Origin of the sequence: Streptomyces nodosus (genome assembly GCF_008704995.1) — a bacterium.
Lineage (GTDB): Bacteria > Actinomycetota > Actinomycetes > Streptomycetales > Streptomycetaceae > Streptomyces > Streptomyces nodosus.
This window is the reverse complement of sequence record NZ_CP023747.1, coordinates 6,709,737-6,726,731: the sequence shown is the minus strand read 5'-3', so window position 1 is coordinate 6,726,731 and position 16,995 is coordinate 6,709,737. Positions and strand designations below refer to the sequence as shown.

At 69.4% G+C, this 16,995-nt stretch carries 13 protein-coding genes; 5 read left to right on the top strand and 8 right to left on the bottom strand.

Annotated features, from left to right (window positions below):
* Positions 1–57: 57 nt before the first annotated feature.
* Genes CP978_RS29900 through CP978_RS29885 form a run of 4 tightly spaced genes read right to left on the bottom strand, consistent with a single transcriptional unit; the run spans position 58 to position 5,034 of the window.
* Positions 58–1,647: an ABC transporter ATP-binding protein gene (locus CP978_RS29900; protein ID WP_043445993.1), complete on the bottom strand. Its 1,590-nt coding sequence runs from the start codon at positions 1,645–1,647 to the stop codon at positions 58–60.
* Complete coding sequence (locus CP978_RS29895; RefSeq protein WP_043445990.1) at positions 1,644–2,504, bottom strand: ABC transporter permease; 861 nt, start codon at positions 2,502–2,504, stop codon at positions 1,644–1,646. The genes CP978_RS29900 and CP978_RS29895 overlap by 4 nt, the downstream gene beginning before the upstream one ends.
* Positions 2,501–3,451 carry an ABC transporter permease gene (locus tag CP978_RS29890; protein WP_043445988.1) on the bottom strand — a complete coding sequence of 317 codons (951 nt, stop codon included), beginning with the start codon at positions 3,449–3,451 and terminating at the stop codon, positions 2,501–2,503. The genes CP978_RS29895 and CP978_RS29890 overlap by 4 nt, the downstream gene beginning before the upstream one ends.
* Entirely contained in the window at positions 3,448–5,034 is a 1,587-nt protein-coding gene (locus CP978_RS29885) for an ABC transporter substrate-binding protein (protein WP_043445984.1), read from the bottom strand. The genes CP978_RS29890 and CP978_RS29885 overlap by 4 nt, the downstream gene beginning before the upstream one ends.
* Before the next feature lie 1,117 nt (positions 5,035–6,151).
* Here CP978_RS29885 and CP978_RS29880 point away from each other — a divergent pair.
* From CP978_RS29880 to CP978_RS29860, 5 genes are all read left to right on the top strand, one after another.
* Positions 6,152–7,135, top strand: coding sequence for an ABC transporter permease (locus CP978_RS29880; RefSeq protein WP_043445982.1), 984 nt, complete (start codon positions 6,152–6,154; stop codon positions 7,133–7,135).
* Between the two features lies 1 nt (position 7,136).
* Positions 7,137–8,093 (top strand): ABC transporter permease, encoded by a 957-nt coding sequence (locus CP978_RS29875; RefSeq protein ID WP_043445981.1) that lies wholly within the window; start codon positions 7,137–7,139, stop codon positions 8,091–8,093.
* On the top strand, positions 8,090–10,243 hold the full coding sequence (locus CP978_RS29870; RefSeq protein WP_043445979.1) for an ABC transporter ATP-binding protein: 2,154 nt from the start codon (positions 8,090–8,092) through the stop codon (positions 10,241–10,243). Before CP978_RS29875 ends, CP978_RS29870 begins: the two co-directional genes overlap by 4 nt.
* Complete coding sequence (locus CP978_RS29865; RefSeq protein ID WP_221501016.1) at positions 10,240–11,943, top strand: ABC transporter family substrate-binding protein; 1,704 nt, start codon at positions 10,240–10,242, stop codon at positions 11,941–11,943. Before CP978_RS29870 ends, CP978_RS29865 begins: the two co-directional genes overlap by 4 nt.
* Positions 11,944–12,173: 230 nt before the next feature.
* Complete coding sequence (locus CP978_RS29860; RefSeq protein WP_043445975.1) at positions 12,174–12,854, top strand: hypothetical protein; 681 nt, start codon at positions 12,174–12,176, stop codon at positions 12,852–12,854.
* Between the two features lie 176 nt (positions 12,855–13,030).
* Here CP978_RS29860 and CP978_RS29855 read toward each other — a convergent pair whose 3' ends face one another.
* Genes CP978_RS29855 through CP978_RS29840 form a run of 4 tightly spaced genes read right to left on the bottom strand, consistent with a single transcriptional unit; the run spans position 13,031 to position 16,869 of the window.
* A complete protein-coding gene (locus CP978_RS29855; protein ID WP_423218869.1) occupies positions 13,031–14,329 on the bottom strand; it encodes an ABC transporter permease in 1,299 nt (432 codons plus the stop codon).
* On the bottom strand, positions 14,326–15,138 hold the full coding sequence (locus CP978_RS29850; protein WP_079162380.1) for an ABC transporter ATP-binding protein: 813 nt from the start codon (positions 15,136–15,138) through the stop codon (positions 14,326–14,328). The genes CP978_RS29855 and CP978_RS29850 overlap by 4 nt, the downstream gene beginning before the upstream one ends.
* The gene (locus tag CP978_RS29845) at positions 15,135–16,289 is read right to left on the bottom strand and encodes an efflux RND transporter periplasmic adaptor subunit (RefSeq protein WP_063839092.1); all 1,155 of its coding nucleotides are present in this window, start codon (positions 16,287–16,289) and stop codon (positions 15,135–15,137) included. Before CP978_RS29845 ends, CP978_RS29850 begins: the two co-directional genes overlap by 4 nt.
* The gene (locus CP978_RS29840) at positions 16,279–16,869 is read right to left on the bottom strand and encodes a hypothetical protein (protein ID WP_212669260.1); all 591 of its coding nucleotides are present in this window, start codon (positions 16,867–16,869) and stop codon (positions 16,279–16,281) included. Before CP978_RS29840 ends, CP978_RS29845 begins: the two co-directional genes overlap by 11 nt.
* Positions 16,870–16,995 lie beyond the last annotated feature (126 nt).

The window sequence follows — 16,995 nt, the reverse complement described above, 5'->3', positions numbered from 1 at the left end:
GCCGACGGAAGGAGCGCCCGGCGAGCCGGGCGCTCCTTCCGTCGGCCGCAGGGCCTCCTACACTCGCCGCTCTTCCGGGACGGCGAGGACGGGACCACCGGAGGAGGCCAGCAGCCCCCGGGTGACGGGGTGTTCCGGGGTCACCAGCACCCGGTCGACCGGACCGGCCTCGACCACCCGCCCCGCGTCCAGGACGACGACCCGCTCCGCGCGGCGGGCCGCGGCCGCCAGGTCGTGTGTCACCATCACGACCGTCAGTCCCAGCGTCCTCCGCAGCGAGTCCAGCAAGTCCAGGACCCCGCTCGCCGTCTCCGGGTCCAGCGCCGAGGTGATCTCGTCACAGACCAGTACGCGAGGCTCCGCGGCCAACGTCCGTGCCAGTACGACCCGTTGCCGCTGGCCACCCGACAACTCCCCCGGTCGGCGCGCCAGCACATCCGCGTCCAGCCCGACCAGGCCCAGCAGCCGTACGGCTTCATGGGACGCCTCCTGGGCGGACCGGCGCCGCACACCCCGGAGGGGGCGGGTGAGCGCGCGGCTCACGGACTCCCGTGGGTTGAGAGCGCCGCGGGCGTCCTGCGCGACGAGTTGCACCGAAGCACCGCGCCGCCCTCGCTCCGCGCCGACCTCCCGCCACTCGACACTCCCCCGTGCGGGCGGATGAAGCCCCGCGAGACACCGGGCGAGGGTCGTCTTCCCCGACCCCGAGGGACCCACGACGGCGGTGCAGGAGCCCGCCGGGACGGTGAGGGAAATGTCGTGCAACACGGAAACACGCCCGTGGTCGGCGCCCAGTCCTCGCGTGGACAGCCCTCCCACGGCCACGGCGGTTGCGACGCGCGGGTTCTCCGAACGGGGGCCGCCGGCCGGGGAACCCACGAACGGCCGGACGGACAACGGTGCCTCCGGCTTTCCGGACTCGACGATCCGGCCTCCTTCCAGGCAGATCACCTGGTCCGCCATGGACGCGATCCATGCCGGGTCGTGGCTGACCAGCAACGCGGCGCGGTCCCCGTCGGACAGGACCTCGGCCAGCAGCCCGCGCATCCCGTCCGCCAGGACCGGGTCCAGGCCGCTGGTGGGCTCGTCGAGAACCAGCAGGCGTGGCGTGCCCGCCAACGCGACGGCGAGGGCCACGCGTTGGGCCTGCCCTCCCGACAACTGGCCCGGCAACCGTCGCCGGAACGCCCGGTCGGGCGGCAGCCGCACGGACACCAGCAGCTCCTCGACCCGCGCACGGACGTCGTTCGCACCCTTCGCGGAGGTGCGCAGGCGCACCGCCTCGGCGATCTGTGTGCCGATCCGGAGCGCCGGGTTGAGCGACGAGGCGGGGTCCTGCCCCAGGAACGACACCACCCGCCCCCGTAGCCGGCGGGCGTTCGCGCGGTCGAACGGGTCGAGGCCGGCCATCCGGACGGTTCCGGCACGCACCTCCAGGCCGGGGCGGACATGTCCGAGCAGGCTGTACGCCAGACTGCTCTTGCCGGATCCCGACCTGCCCACGATCCCCAGCACCTGCCCGCGCGGCAACGACAGGCAGGCGTCGTGCAGTACGGGCGGGCCTCCGGCCGCCGGGCCGAGCGTCAGCCCGCTGATCTCGGCGATCGACCCCGCCTCCGGCAGGCGGGCGGTCATACGGCCGGTCATGCGGCGCCCCGCCCCACCGTGTCCGCCAGCCCTCCGGCCAGCAGGCCGACGCAGACGGACAGCAGTACGAGCAGCAGGGCCGGGGCGAGGAACGGCGTGGCGGCGAGTGTCGCCCCGGGAGCGTTCTCGCTCACCATGCGCCCCCAGTCGGGCGCCGCTCCGCCCTGTCCCAGGCCGAGGAAGCCGGCGGTGGCGGTGAGATGCAGGGAGGCGACCAGGCGCAGAGCGCTGTCCATCAGGGCCGGTCCGGCGATGTTGGGCAGCACGTCGTACCGCAGTACGGCCCGCCGGGTGTCGCCCCGGGCCCGGGCGGCCTCGACATACCCACTGTTCAGGACCGTGTCCGCGGCGGCGCGCAGCACCCGGGTGGAGAAGGGGGCGGTGGCCAGCGCGACGGCGGCCACCAGGGCCGCGTCGCTGCCCGGGAATCCGGCGGACAGGACGAGGACGACCAGGAGGGCGGGGATGGCAGCGAGGGCGTCCACACAGCGGATCAGCAGGTCGCCCAGCCGGCGGGCCGCCAAGGCCGCCAGGACGCCGACGGTCATCCCGACGGCCCCGGCCGCCGCAGTCCCCGCCAGCGCGGTGAGCACGATGGTGCGGCCGCCGCTGAGCACCCGGCTCGCCACGTCCCTGCCCAGCACGTCGGTGCCGAGGAGGAAGTGACCGTCCGGCTGCTGGAAGGGCGCGGCCAGCTGCGCGGTGGGGCTGTGCGGCGCGGCCAGCGGGCCCAGCACCGCGAGCAGGAGCACCAGCAGTGTGCCCGCCCCGGCGAGCAGCGGCAGCCTGCGGCGCCCGGGCGTGCCGGGACGGGACGGGCGTGTCCGCCTCCGCGGTGCTGTCAGGACCGTCGTCATCGGCGGTGCCCCTCCCCTGCGCCCAGCAGACGCGCGCAGATGTCCCCCAGCAGCAGCACCGCGAGCAGCACCGCGACCAGAGCGGTGGCGATGCCCTGCACCATCGGTATGTCCCGTGCCGCGACGGCCAGTTGCAGCTCGCGGCCGATGCCCGGGTAGTCGAAGACGTTCTCCACCACCACCGCCGAGCCGACCAGCGCTCCCGTGGTGAGGGTGAGCGCCTGCACGGCCGGCCCGGCGGCGTTGGGCAGGATGTGACGGACCGCGAGCCGCACCCCACGTACGCCGTTGAGCCGTGCCGCCTCGCAGTACGGGGTGGCCGCCGCGTCCGAGACGGAGACCCGCAGCAGCCTGGTGGCCACCGCGAGACCGACCGCGCTGAGCGTCAGTACGGGCAGGACCAGCGCGCGCGGCACGTCGAGGGGCGTACCTCCCAGGGGGATGACGGAGACGCGCGGGAGGACCTCCAGCCACACCGCCAGGACCGCGACGAGCAGCGCGGCCAGGACGAACTCCGGTACGGCGGCCAGGATCTGGGCGGACGTCGAGACCAGGCGGTCGGCGCCGCCCCCGCGCAGCCCGGTCCACAGCCCGAGCAGCACGGCGAGCGGTGCGGTGACCGCCAGTGTCAGTCCGGCGAGCAGCAGACTGTTGGGCAGCCGGGTGGCGAGGACGTCGGTGACCGGCCGCTCCCCCACGAACCCACGGCCCAGGTCCCCCCGGACCGCGCCGGCGGCCCAGTCCGCGTATCTCTCGGCGGCCGGCCGGTCCAGCCCGAGTTCGGCACGGACGGCGGCGCGTTGCGCCTCGGAGGCGTCCACACCGGCGACCGCGCTGACGGCGTCTCCCGGGAGGACCGCCGTGGCCGCGAAGACCGCGGCCGACAGCAGCACCAGCAGAACGGCCGCCCCGGCGAGGCGACGGACGACGAAGGCGAGCAGACTCACGCCAGCGACGCCCGGGAGAAGCCGGGGAACTGTTCGAAGAGGTCGTCCTGGATCCCGTCGACGCGCGTGGCCTGGGCGTTCAGGTTCGGCTTGAAGACCGGCAGCACCTGGTTGCCCTTCTCCCACCGCGTGCGCTGCGCCTGCGTGCCCAGCTTCTTCGCCCGGGCCCGGTCGCTCTCGGCGCGGGCCTTCGCCACGAGGGCGTCGGTCGCGGACTCCTTCCAGCCGAACGCCGACGGCGATCCGCCCGCCGTGTTCATCTGGTAGATCGACAGCGCGGGGATCGGCATCTGGTACGAACCGGCCAGCGGCAGCGCCGCGTAGGCGGGGAAGTCGGCGTAGAGCTGTCCCGGGGGCAGTTCGCGGACCGACGCCTGGACGCCGACCTTCTTCAGGTCCTCGACGAAGAGGGTGGCCATCTCCACCATGCCCGGCGTCTCGGGGCCGGTGGTCAACCGGACCTTCATCCCGTCGGCTCCGGCCTCCCTGAGAAGCTCACGGGCCCGCTTCGGGTCGTGGGCGCGCTGGGGGAGGCTCTCCGCGTAGTCGGGGAAGCCGATGGAGGGCAGGTCGTTGCCGACCTCGGCGTTGCCGTAGAACACGGTCCTCACCATGGCCTCCCGGTCGACCGCGAGCTTGAAGGCCTCTCTCACCCGCGGGTCGTCGAAGGGCTTGACGCTCATGTTCATCTGGAAGGAGAGGCCGACCAGGTAGGGGCTTTTCGTGGGGACGAGTTCGACCTTCGCGTCGCCCGCGAGCGTGCGGGCGGTGACGGGTGAGAGGTCATGGGCGAAGTCGATCTCACCGCTGGTGAGCGCGCCCGCCCTGGCGGTCGAGTCCGCGATCGACCGCAGCTCCAGGCCGTCCAGGAGGGGCACATGACCGTAGTGGTCGTCGTAGCGCTCGAACGCCGCTCCCTGACCCGCCGTGAACTCCGTCAGCCGGAAGGGGCCGCAACTGGGCATGCCCTTGCGGAAGTTCCTGGTGCCGTCCTTGACGACGAGGAAGTTGCCCTGGCAAAGGATCATGCGGCCGTCGGCGATGGGCCGTAGGGTGGGCAGTACGACCTTCAGGTCGCCGTCGGCCTTGGCACGCGCGAGGTCGAAGTTCGCGGCGGCGAGCCGGTACACGGGCAGTTTGCTCCGGGCCGCTAGGGCACCGAGCGAGTGCAGGATGTCGGCGGAGGTCAGCTCGGAGCCGTCGGTGAAGCGGACGCCGGGTCGCACATGGAGCGTGTAGGCCGACAGGTCGTCGGAGATGTCGATCCCCTCGAGCACGCCGTAGCGCACCCCGTCGGGCCCGCTGGGGTCGAGGTTGCCCAGGGTGCCGTGCCAGGCCCGGGCGCGCACCAGATCCAGCGCGGAGGGGCCGTTGAAGAAGTCGAGCGTCTCGGAGGCGCCGCCCCCGACGAAGGCGGCCCGGAGCGTGCCGCCCGAGCGGGGCGAGGAGCCCGGTCCCGGCTTGTGGTCGGGGCGGGGCTCGTCGGTGGAGCATGCCGCCAGCAGGCCGGGGCCCACTGCCAGAGCCACGGCTCCCGCCGCGCCGCGGCGGAGGAAGGCGCGGCGATCGATCTGTCTGGACATGCTTCTCCTTGACTTTCTGCTGAGCTGAACCGGGCACCGGGGAAGCTCCGCGGCGCGCGAGATGAGGCCGACGAGACAGTAGTCGATAATGACATTCATATTCAATAACCCGGACCCCGCCTCTCTGTCGCGGTCGACCTGACACCCGAACAGGCGCGGAGGCCGGCCGACGGACGCAACCAGGCGCGCACTCGACGACAGACCGACGAGGCCCGACCCTTCCACCAGGCGGCTCACGCCCGGGCCGGCGCCACATCGGCTCCAGGCGGCCAGGAGACCGGGAGCGCGCGCCGCCTTGACCACAAGGCGCGAAAGGGGGCTCTCGGACGGCTCCCGACAACACGTCAGGGGCCCCCGAAGAGAGCCCCTGGACTGCGGAAATATCCGGCATCACTGAAGACATGACCTGACAGTTCTCGACCTGCCCGGCACTACTGGCGCACCGTCATGCCATCCCGGCCGGTTTCACGCCCTTCCCGAGGAAGGCGGCCCCATCCACGGCCAGACAACGAGCCACAGCCCCACGAGCCACAACTCACGACTGCGACACCGGGAAGTCGAGGCCGCCCGTGCGGCCGGCCCGCCAACAGCACCCCCAGAACGACAGTTCACAGAAGGACCCCGGTCCCGGATCAAACATGAAAAGGTGAATGCGCACAAAGGTTCGCTTTGCACCCTTTGGAGCCTCCGGAGGCTCATCGTTCACCGCGCATCCGCCGCGCCGTTGAAAACTTTCGCAAAAAATGACCGATATGCGGCCTCGGCTTAATCGGATCGCGACCTGACCAGCCTTGACGTGCCACACGGGCAGTTGAAATCGTCAGCGGCGGCGCTGACGAATCATGCGACTGCCTCGAATTGCCTTACTTCCACGCGAGGTTGTCGCATCATGCCCGGCGCACTGCTCACTCCCACTTCGCCCACTCCTGCAACTCCGTCAGCACGCTTCAGTCTCGTACACCAAAACGGTTTCGCGCTAATCATTTTCTGACCCTCGAGGATCCGCACGTCCTGTCCGAGCGCTCGCGACCCGGTGCCCGGTCAACACGGCCAAGCGTCCGGCCACTCACCGGACTTGCGGGCCGATACGCTCCATGTCACGAAAGGCCGGCTAACAGTGCTGCGTTACATCGCCCGCAAACTAGTCGGCTGGTTTTTGATGATCGCCATCGCGACCAACCTCACGTACTTCCTCGCTAACGCATTCCTCAAGCCTGCGTCGAACTACACCGCGTTGCGACCGCCTCGAACTCCAGCCCAGATCAACCATTCGCTGGCGCTTTACAATCTCAATCCAGACAAACCGATCCTGGATCGGTGGTGGCACTGGATGTCTCAGATCGTGACTCACTTCGACTGGGGCCAGTCGCCGACCGGAGGCAGCGTCAACGACCAGGTCGCCTATCGGATTTTCGTCAGCGGCCAGTTGGTCCTGGGTTCGACGGTCCTGTCCATCGTCATCGGAGTCGGGCTGGGCGTCTACACCGCGTCGCGCCAGTACAAGGCCGCCGACCGGGTGTGGCAGGGGCTCTCCGTGCTGTCCTTCAACACGCCCTCCGCGGTGGCCTCCCTTGCGGTGGTGCTCGCGGCCATCGCGCTGAACCAGGCCCTGGGCAGCACGCTGCTGCCTGTCGCCGGAGCGCAGAGCCCCGAGGTCGTCGGGTTCTGGGCGGTCTTCGGGTCCAGAGCGACGCACGCGATCCTGCCGACGATCTCGCTCACCTTCATCTCCTACGCCGCATACCACCTGTTGCAGCGATCGCTGCTGCTGGATCACATCAACTCCGACTACGTCCGCACTGCACGGGCCAAGGGGTTGACGCGGAAGCAGGCCATCTACCGGCACGGGCTGCGGACCTCGATCATCCCCGTCGCCACTCAGGTCGCGTTCGCGATGCCGGCGCTTTTCACCGGCGCGGTGATCACGGAGACGGTCTTCGCCTGGCACGGAATGGGTGAGTACTTCACCAAAACCATCAGCACGAACGACGTGCACGGCGTCGTCGCTGTCGCAGCCTTCGGTGCCCTCATGACGGCCATCGGCGCGATTCTGGCCGACCTCGTCATCGTGGCCCTCGACCCCAGGATCAGGGTGAGCTGACGTGGCCATCAACATGCCCGGTGCGGGACCCGACGCCGCGGAGGTTCGCCCCGACAAGGCTGAGGCACAGGAACCGGGGAAGACCGGCCCCGGAGGCAAGCGCCTCTCCCCGACCAAGCTCTACATGCGGCGCTTCGCGCGCAACAAGGCGGCGCTCGGCGGTCTGGTCCTCTTCGCCCTCCTCGTGTTCTTCTCGGTGTTCGGCCGGTACCTGACCCACTGGGACTACATGGAGGCGGACTTCACCGCGCTCTCCGTCTCCCCCGGGGTCGACGGCCACCTCCTGGGCACCAACGGCGCGGGCAACGACGTCTACGCCCAACTCGTGCACGGCCTCGGCAGATCGCTGATCATCGCCGTGACGGTGTCGCTGCTGACCACCGCCATAGCCGGACTGTTCGGCACCACCGCCGCCTACTTCGGCGGCAAGGTCGAGCGGGCGATGCTCGGTCTTGTGCACTTCCTGCTCATCCTGCCCTCGTTCCTCATCATCGCGCTGGTCGGTACGCACTACCGCGGCGAATGGCAGGTTCTGGTCGTGGTCCTCACGCTGTTCGGATGGATGCTCACAGCCCGGGTGATCTGGTCCCTGGCCACCTCCCTGCGGGAGCGCGAGTATGTGATGGCGGCCCGCTTCATGGGCGTCAGCGCGATGCGCACCATCGTCCGCCACCTGGTCCCGAACATCGGGTCGTTGCTCATCGTGACGTTCACCCTCGGTGTCGCCTCGACCGTGCAGGCCGAGACGGCGCTCTCCTTCATCGGTTTCGGCGTCAAGCAGCCCGACGTGTCGCTGGGTTCCATGCTCGCCGACGGGCAGAACACCCTGACCACCGCTCCCTGGCTGTTCTATCTGCCCGCAGCCATGGTGGTGCTGCTCACCGTGGCGATGGCGCTGATCGGCGACGGTCTGCGGGACGCCCTCGACCCCACCTCGCAGTCTGGAGGCCGCGCATGATCGAGCAGCGCGCTGTCACGCCCGAGTCCGACACCCGGCAGCCCCTGCTGTCCGTGCGTGACCTGAAGGTCGCCTTCCCGTCGGAAGCAGGCCGGGTGGAAGCCGTCCGCGGCGTCTCCTTCGACCTGCATCGCGGCAAGACCCTGGGCATCGTGGGCGAATCGGGGTCCGGCAAGTCCGTGACGTCCATGGCCGTCATGGGGCTGCTGCCCGACTACGCCTCGGTCACCGGCGAGATCACGCTCGCCGGGAAGAACCTCCTCGACCTCGACGACCGACAGATGTCGAAGGTGCGCGGTCAGCACATCGGCATGATCTTCCAGGACCCGCTCTCGTCGCTCACTCCGATCTTCAGCATCGGAGCCCAGATCGTCGAGGCTCTCCAGATCCACCAGGACCTGTCGTCCGCGGCCGCCTGGAAAAGGGCCGTCGAACTGCTGGACCTGGTCGGCATCCCCAACCCCGACCGCCGCGCCAAGGGGTTCCCGCACGAGTTCTCGGGCGGTATGCGGCAGCGGGCCGTCATCGCCATGGCGATCGCGAACGACCCCGACCTGATCATCGCCGACGAACCGACGACCGCTCTCGACGTCACCGTGCAGGCGCAGATCCTCGATGTCCTCAAGACCGCCCAGCGCGAGACCGGGGCCGCGGTCATCATGATCACCCACGACCTCGGGGTGGTGGCCGGTTCGGCCGACGACGTCATGGTGATGTACGCCGGCCGGCCGGTCGAGCATGCCGGGGTGGACGAACTCTTCGCGCGACCCCGCATGCCGTACACCATCGGCCTGATGGGTGCGATTCCCCGACTGGACGACCGCGCCAGGGATGCCCTGACCCCGGTCCCGGGGACTCCGCCGCTCCTGGTGGACCTTCCCGACGCCTGCCCCTTCGCGGCACGTTGCCCCGTGGTGGAGGACGCCTGCCGGGAGGCCGAACCGCCCCTGCTGGCGATCGACGGGGGCGACACCGGGGACGACGGAGACGAGCACTCGGTCGCCTGCCGGCGTGCCGCGGAGATCGACGACGGCGCCATCGGCGGCGAGCCGATCTACCCCGTCCCGGCCCTCAGGGAGAACCGGGCCGCGGCCGTCCCCCGCGAGGACCGGCCGAAGGTCCTGGAACTCTCGGGTGTCACCAAGACCTTCCCACTCACCAAGGGCGGCCTGCTCAAACGCAAGGTGGGCACCGTCTTCGCCGTCAACGGCATCGACCTGGACATCCGCGAGGGGGAGACGCTCGGACTCGTCGGAGAGTCGGGGTGCGGCAAGACCACCACACTGCTGGAGATCATGGGGCTGAAGCCGCCCGAGCAGGGCAGCATCGCCGTCTGCGGCCAGGACACGGCGGGCCTGAAGCGGAAGCAGGACATCAGCTCCGTCCGTCGCTCCATGCAGATGGTGTTCCAGGACCCCATGGGAGCCCTGGACCCCCGCATGACGGTCTTCGACATCCTCGCGGAGCCCCTCCGCGCGGTCGGTGAACGCGACAAGAAGGTGCTCGCCACCCAGGTGGCGGAGCTCATGGAACTCGTGGGACTCGACCCCGAGCACCGCGACCGCTTCCCCGCGGCCTTCTCCGGCGGGCAGCGGCAGCGCATCGGCATCGCCCGGGCGCTCGCCACCAAGCCCCAGCTGCTCGTTCTCGACGAGCCGGTCTCGGCACTCGACGTCTCGGTGCAGGCCGGCGTCATCAACCTGCTCAACGAGCTCAAGGCCGAACTGGGCCTGTCCTACCTCTTCGTCGCCCACGACCTGTCGGTGGTGTGCCATATCTCCGACCGCGTGGCGGTGATGTACCTGGGGCGGATCGTCGAGATCGGCGCCACCGACGCCGTCTTCGACAACCCCAGGCACCCGTACACCAAGGCGCTCCTCTCCGCGATCCCCCTGCCCGATCCGGTCGCGGAACGCACGCGGGAACGAGTCCTGCTCAAGGGCGACCTTCCCAGTCCGACCGACGATCAGCCGGGTTGCCGGTTCGTCACCAGGTGTCCGCTCCACTTGACGCTGTCGGAGCCGCAGCAGGAGCAGTGTCGGGGGGTCACGCCGCAGCTCACCAGGAGGGGAGACCGGGACCACCGCGACGCATGCCATTTCGCGGACACGACCACGTCTGTCGACAACCAAGCTGAAAGGCTGTCATGAGAAGAATCGCTCTGAACGGGGTGGCGTTCGCCGCCGCCGCGTCCCTCGTCCTCTGCGGGTGCAGCGGTGGCGACACCGGCAACTCCGGGCAGAAGAAGTCCAAGGGGGCCACCTCGGAAAGCGAGGTGCTGACCTCGTACAACCCCCAGCCTGCGAGCAACCTCAAGCAGGGCGGCAAGCTGACGCTTCCCATCGTGGAGATTCCCGATCAGCTCAACCCGCTGCAGGGCAACTCGTCGCTGTACACATCGAAGCTCGCCTGGTTCTACATGCCGCAACTGTCCTTCAACGACCCCAAGGGCAACGTCACCTACAACGAGGACTACCTCACCGACGTCAAGCAGACGACGGTGGACGGCAAGACCCAGGTCACGTACGACATCAACCCGAAGGCCAAGTGGAACGACGGCCAGGACATCGACTGGACGGCGTTCCGGGACACCTGGCACGCGCTGAACGGGAAGGACAAGGCGTACGACGTCGGCTCCACCGACGGCTACTCCAGCATCGCCTCGGTCAAGAAGGGCAAGGACGCCAAGCAGGCGATCGTCGCCTTCGACGGCCCGTTCGTGTACTGGAAGTCCCTCTTCTACGGGCTCGTCAACCCGCACATCGCCAAGGCCGACGCCTTCAACAAGGCCTACGTGAACAACCCCCACCCGGAGTGGGGTGCCGGCCCTTACGCCATCTCCAAGTTCGACGCCAAGGGCGGCGCCATCACCTACAAGCCCAACCCCAAGTGGTGGGGCGCCAAGCCGCATCTGGACGAACTCACCTTCGTACAGATGGAGGAGAGCGCCGCCATCAACGCCTTCAAGAACGGCCAGATCGACGCGGCAGAGGTACGTAACGACGCCGAGCAGCTCAACCAGGTGAAGTCCGTGAAGGGGACCGAGCTTCGCCGCGGTACGACCACCTCCAACAACCTCCTGGTCTTCAACAGCACCTCGCCGCAGTTGAAGGACCCGGCGGTGCGCAAGGCCCTGATGGAGGGAATCGACCGTTCCCAACTCGCGAAGATCATGTTCCAGGGGCTTGGCTACACCGAGCCCCTGCCCGGATCCTTCAGCCTCTACCCCTTCCAGAAGGGGTACCAGGACAACTTCGGCAAGCTCGTGAAGTTCGATGCCGCCGCAGCGAAGAAGGACCTGGATGCCGCGGGCTGGAAGGTCGGCTCGGACGGTGTGCGTGCCAAGGACGGCAAGAAGCTGGAACTGACCTTCCCCACCATCGGTGACAGGTCCACCACCAAGGCCCGTGCCACGGCCCTCGCCCAGATGATGAAGAACATCGGCGTCAAGCTGGAGATCGAGGCGCACCCCTCCGCCGACTTCAACAAGGTGTTCACCGAGCGCTCCTTCGACATCTTCGGGATGGGCTTCATCTCGAGCGACCCGAACGGAATGCTCTACATCTGCCAGATGTACTGTTCCGACTCCACGCTCAACGTCTCCCGCTCGGTGCCGAAGAGCATGGACAAGGAGGTCAAGGCCGTCACCAACCTGCCGACCTTGGACGAGCAGCTCGAAGCCGGCAACAAGGTCGAGCTGGAAGCCATGAAGACCTACGGCATCATGCCGACCCACAACGGCTCCACCATCTGGGCCGTCAAGAAGGGTCTCGCCAACTACGGGTCGGCCCAGTTCTACGGCCACTACGGCGTCCAGGGCCCGCCCGAGCTGATCGGCTGGCAGAAGTAGCAAATCGCCCTGCCGGGGGCTCCGCCACAGCACCGATGCGGCGGAGCCCCCCGGGTACTCGAAGGCCGGTTCCGGATTGCTCCGAAACCGGCCTTCGACCTGTGCTCCCTCAAGCCCCCGAGGCAGCGGCAGCCGGCTTCGTGGGTGTCGCAGATCTTCGCCCACCCGACTGTCTCGGCAGCCATGAGCATGGCCGTCATCGCCGACTTGGCATCCGAACAGGAGTCGAAATGAGTGACAGCATCGAGTGGCTCGGCGGCCATTGCTTCGAGGGACCGATGGGTGCTCCCGGTATGCGTGGCGGAGTGTCGCTGACTGCCGTGCGTGGTCTTCCGGTGGAGGGCCTCCTGCGGCGCATGGGCGCCGGGGATGACCAGATCGGCATAGGGGCGCACTACCGTGACTTTGATCCTCTGTCCGTGAATGACCCGTGGACGCCCTGCGTGTACGGTACGTCCGGTGAGTGGTCGTACGTCCTGGAGGATTCCGGGGTGTGCGCCTGGTACCAGCACTGGGCCGACGGCGACACTTCTGTGATCCCTCAGGATGGTGAGGAGTTCGTGTGCCTGTGTGCGAATGTCGCGGTGCAGCCGTCGTGGCTGTTCTATGCGCCTGGTGAGGGTGGCCTCCTGCGGGCAGAGTTCCGGCACAGCCTGGCAGGTCCTGCTCATGGTGAGTCCAGTAGGGCTCACCTGCTCAACAGTCGGCTGCGGAGCAATGGCGCCGTGTGGCCGGACCCGGATGAGTTTCCTTCCACTCAGGCGTGGCGTGCTTTTGTGGAGCAGAGTTCTGGTGGTCTTCATGCCGCCGTGTGGAGGTCAGTCGGCGAGCACACCGGTCTGAGGATTCCCAGAGGGGCGGTCGAGTCTGGCGATCTCCCCGTGGCGCTGCTGCTGGATCCGTTCATGTGACATGCGAAGGACTTTCCAGGTGGCGTTGCCCGTCCCGCCCGTCTGGCCCGCGCACCCCGCAGCCCGTCGTAGTTCAGCTGCCGCTGGGGGCGCGCCGGCTCGCCGGCGAAGTCTGCACCATGACCTTCAGGGTGGACAGCAGTCCTCGTGACCGAGCGGGCACGCCGGTGGGCGGATCAGGCGCTGCTCAGTGCCTCGGTCGGTGACAGCCGGGCGGCGCGGACGCAGGGGTACACCCCGGCCAGCGCACCGATGGCCGTGGCTCCGCCGGTGCCCATGACGACGGCGGACAGCGGTATCACCGGGGGCCAGCCCTGGTACGAGGTATACGCGACGGTGGCCAGCGCCCCGATCGCCGTTCCTGCCACGCCGCCGAGGAAGGAGAGCACCACCGACTCGGTCATGAACTGGCCCCGGATCTGCCTGCGGTTGGCTCCCAGCGCACGCCTCAGGCCGATCTCGCTGCGCCGTTCGAGGACGGAGATGTACATGGTGTTGGCGACCCCGATCCCTCCGACCAGCAGCGCTACCCCCGACAGTCCCAGAAAGAGTGCCGAGAACGTGCTGTTCGCAGCGCGCTTGGCGGCCAGCGCGTCGGACGGCCGACTGACCTGTACCAGTCCGGGAAGCTCGGGATGGACGGTGGCGGGAAGGACGTCGGCCACCGCTTCCATGGCGTCCTCGTCGGCCCGCACATAGACGACTGTCGGGTGCCCGTCGAAGGCGAGTTCCTGTTTCGCCGCCTGCCAGCCGACCAGTACGGAGCGGTCGAGGTCCTCGGCCAGCGGAATCGGGTCGAGGATGCCGATGACGGTGAACCACCGCTGCTCGATGACCACTTGGGGGGCCTCTTGGTCTGGAACGATGCGTGGGATTCCCAGCCGGGCGGCGGCCTGGTGGCCGAGGACGACGGTGGGCAGCCGGTCAGTGGAGGGGTCGAGGAAACGACCTGATGCCACCCGGCCGTTCACTGCGGGAAGCAGGTCGTCCTGGCCGGCGAGAACGGTGAGACCGAGCCCGTCGTTGGGATCTGTCCGGTCGGAACGCCGGACGATCGTATGCGTGTTGGCGACGGCGCTGGTGCGGCTCACCGGACCGATTCTGGCGGCCATCCTCGCCGCTTCCTCCGGCAGCAGGACCGGGGGTTTCTGGTTGGGCTGCGGCTGCACACGCAGCAGGTTCGTGCCCAGTGCCGCCAGCTTCTGGTCGAGGGCGCTTCCGCTGGACGCCGGAATGCCGGTGACCAGGACGAGAGTGAGGATGCCGATGGAAATGCCCAGTGCGGAAAGGGCCGCCCTGGTGCGGCGGACGCGAATGCCGAGCAGGCCGAGGCGCAGCACGTCCGACGGCGCCAGCCGCACGGGCCGGGCCGGATCGCTCCGCCGGAAGCCTGCGGAGCGCTTCGGGACACGGCGCCGTCGGCCACTCCCGGTGTCGTTCTGCTCGGCGTGCCCGTGGTTGCTGCCGTGCGTCACGTGCTGCCTCCGGAGGTGAGTGCGGCATCGAGCGAGTCGGTGATGATCCGTCCGTCGCGCATTTCGATCCGTCGTGGCAGTCGTGCGGCGATGTCCTGGTCGTGGGTGATGACGGCGATGGTGGTGCCCTCGTTGTTCAGCTGGGTGAGCAGTTGGAGCACGGATTGTCCGTTCGCGGTGTCGAGGGCGCCGGTGGGCTCGTCCGCGAGGACCAGCGCGGGCTCGTTGACCAGTGCGCGTGCGATGGCCACCCGCTGGCGTTCGCCGCCCGAGAGCTGGTGCGGCAGATGGCGGGTGCGATGGGCGAGACCGACCCGTTCCAGGGCGGCCACGGCCATCGGCCGGCGCCGGCGGCGGGGCACACCGGCGTACAGCAGTCCGGTGGCGACGTTCTCCTCCGCGGTGAGACCGTCCGTGAGGTGGAAGTGCTGGAAGACGAAACCGAGCCAGCGTCCGCGTAGCGCGGACAGCTCCCGGTCGGACAGTCGCGCGGCGTCCCGGCCGCCGATCCGTACCGTGCCGCCGGTCGGCCGGTCGAGGGTGCCCATGATGTTCAGCAGAGTGGATTTCCCGGATCCCGAGCGACCGACGATCGCCAGCAACTCGCCCGCCCGGATGGTGAGGGACACATCGTCGAGGGCGGTGACCCCGCCTGCGTACACCTTGCGGGCGTTGCACACGGAGAGGACGGCCGGGCCGTCGGGGCCACCACCGTCGATGCGCCCCTCACCACGGCAAGGACTCGGTTCCAGGCCCGGTTCCCGTGACGCGCGGGCGTCGACGGCACGCATTCCCGGCGGGCTGGTCATGATGCCGTCACCACCACGTCGCCCTCCTCGACGCCGGCCCCGCTGACCTCCACGAGCCCCTTGGCGAAGAGGCCCGTCCTGATCCCGACCAGCTTTCCGCCGGGGCGCTGGAGCGCATACCCGCCCTCGCTCAGGGCCAGCAGGGCGCCCACCGGTACCACCAGCACGTCTTTCCTGGTCCGGGTGGTGAAGACGACCTGCACGGACGCCGCGTCGAGCTTGGCGACATCGGCACTGTGCAGGGGTCGTACCGTCACCTGAAGCGTGGGGGTCGCGTCGATGCCGTCGCCCGCGTCGCTGTCGTTGCCCCCCTGCACGGTGGTGCCGACGGACACGATCCTGCCGGGAACGGTCCTGGTGTCGGGGAGGACGATGCCGACCTTGTCGCCCTTGTGAAGGGAGCCGGCGCTGCCCGCGTCGACCTTCACCGTGACGGACTTCGTCTGCGCGGTGAGGGAGAGGACGTCCTCGGCGGCCGGATCGCCCAGTTGCGCCTTGACCGCGTCGACGCGGGACGGGCCGGGCAGCACCACGGCCCGGTCGGGGTCCAGTGTGCCGGTCGCCTTCCGGCCGGTGTCGCGCTGCCAGCGTTTGAGAGCGTCGAGCACTCCGGTGGTCAGTTCGGTGCCGATGCCGCCCGCCGTGCTGCCCGCGACGGGTTCCATGGACTGCCGGGGCCGTGGACCGATGTCATAGCCGAGGGCCTGCAGGTTCTCGACGAGAACGGTGACGTCCCGCCCGGTGATCCCCGCCTTGTCGAGCGGGCGGAAGAACGGGGTGTCGCCGAAGAACGCCGTGACCGGCTCGTCGTCGACCCAGAACAGGGGCTTGCCCGATGCGACGGCCGAACCGGCGGCGGGCAGCCGGGTGATGACGCCCTCGCCGGTCCCCTTCACCGTGACGCGCGCGCCGAAGCCGAGTACACCTGGCAGCGTCTGGGAGTCGGACAGGTCGGCCCGCTTGACCTGGATGGTCTGGGCCGAGGGAGCGGCGGCGGGTCCGGGCCGCCGCCGCTCGCCGTGGTCCGACAGCACGGTCGCCCCGTAGGTCCCGCCCGCGGCGACCGCGAGCACCGCCGCCACCACGGTCGCGTTGCGCACGGTGCGGGGCGCCGGCCGAGGCCGCTTGCGCGGCGAGCTGCTACTTGCCACCGAACGCCTCCAGCGAACAGGCCCGGTCGGCCTCGGTGGCCTTGGACTCCGAGAGGGTGCCCGTGGTGTCCTCGTCGTAGGTCCAGCCCAGGCCGTCCGGGCTGACACTCGTGTCGGACACGAGGTGGATCTTCATGCCGCGGTGCTGGAGGCACTTGACGTACGCGCGGTAGTCGTCGGCGTAGCGGGGGTTGGTCTCGGGCATGGTCTCGGGGGGCTGGCGCGGCAGCTTCACCAGGCAGGCGTCGTAGGCGGCCTGGTAGGCGGGAGAGTCCGCCTCGCCCTGCTTGGGTGGTGCCTGCTTGGCACCTGCGGCGGCCGCCCGCTCGGTGTTCATCGGGACGCCGTGCGCCTGCAGACACGCGTTGTAGACATCCGTGAGCCGCTGCCGCTCTTCGTCGGAGGTGTCCAGCCGCAACTGCGGGCGCTTGTTCTCGACGGCGGAGTCGCGGGGTGCACCTTTCGTCGCCGTTCCCCTGCCGGTGGGCGCGTCGGAGACGAGCGAGTCCACGCCCTTGCCGGAGCTGCTCTGGACACCCTCGCCGCTGTGGCAGGCGGCGAGCGACATTCCGGCGGCCACGGCGAGGCCGGCGACAAGGACCCGCAGGTATGGGCGGCCTGTCGGGCGGGGACCTCCGGACGTGGCGGCCGGGCGGGAGATCGGGGCTGAATGCTGTACGTGCTGATGCATGCAGAACAGCGTTGA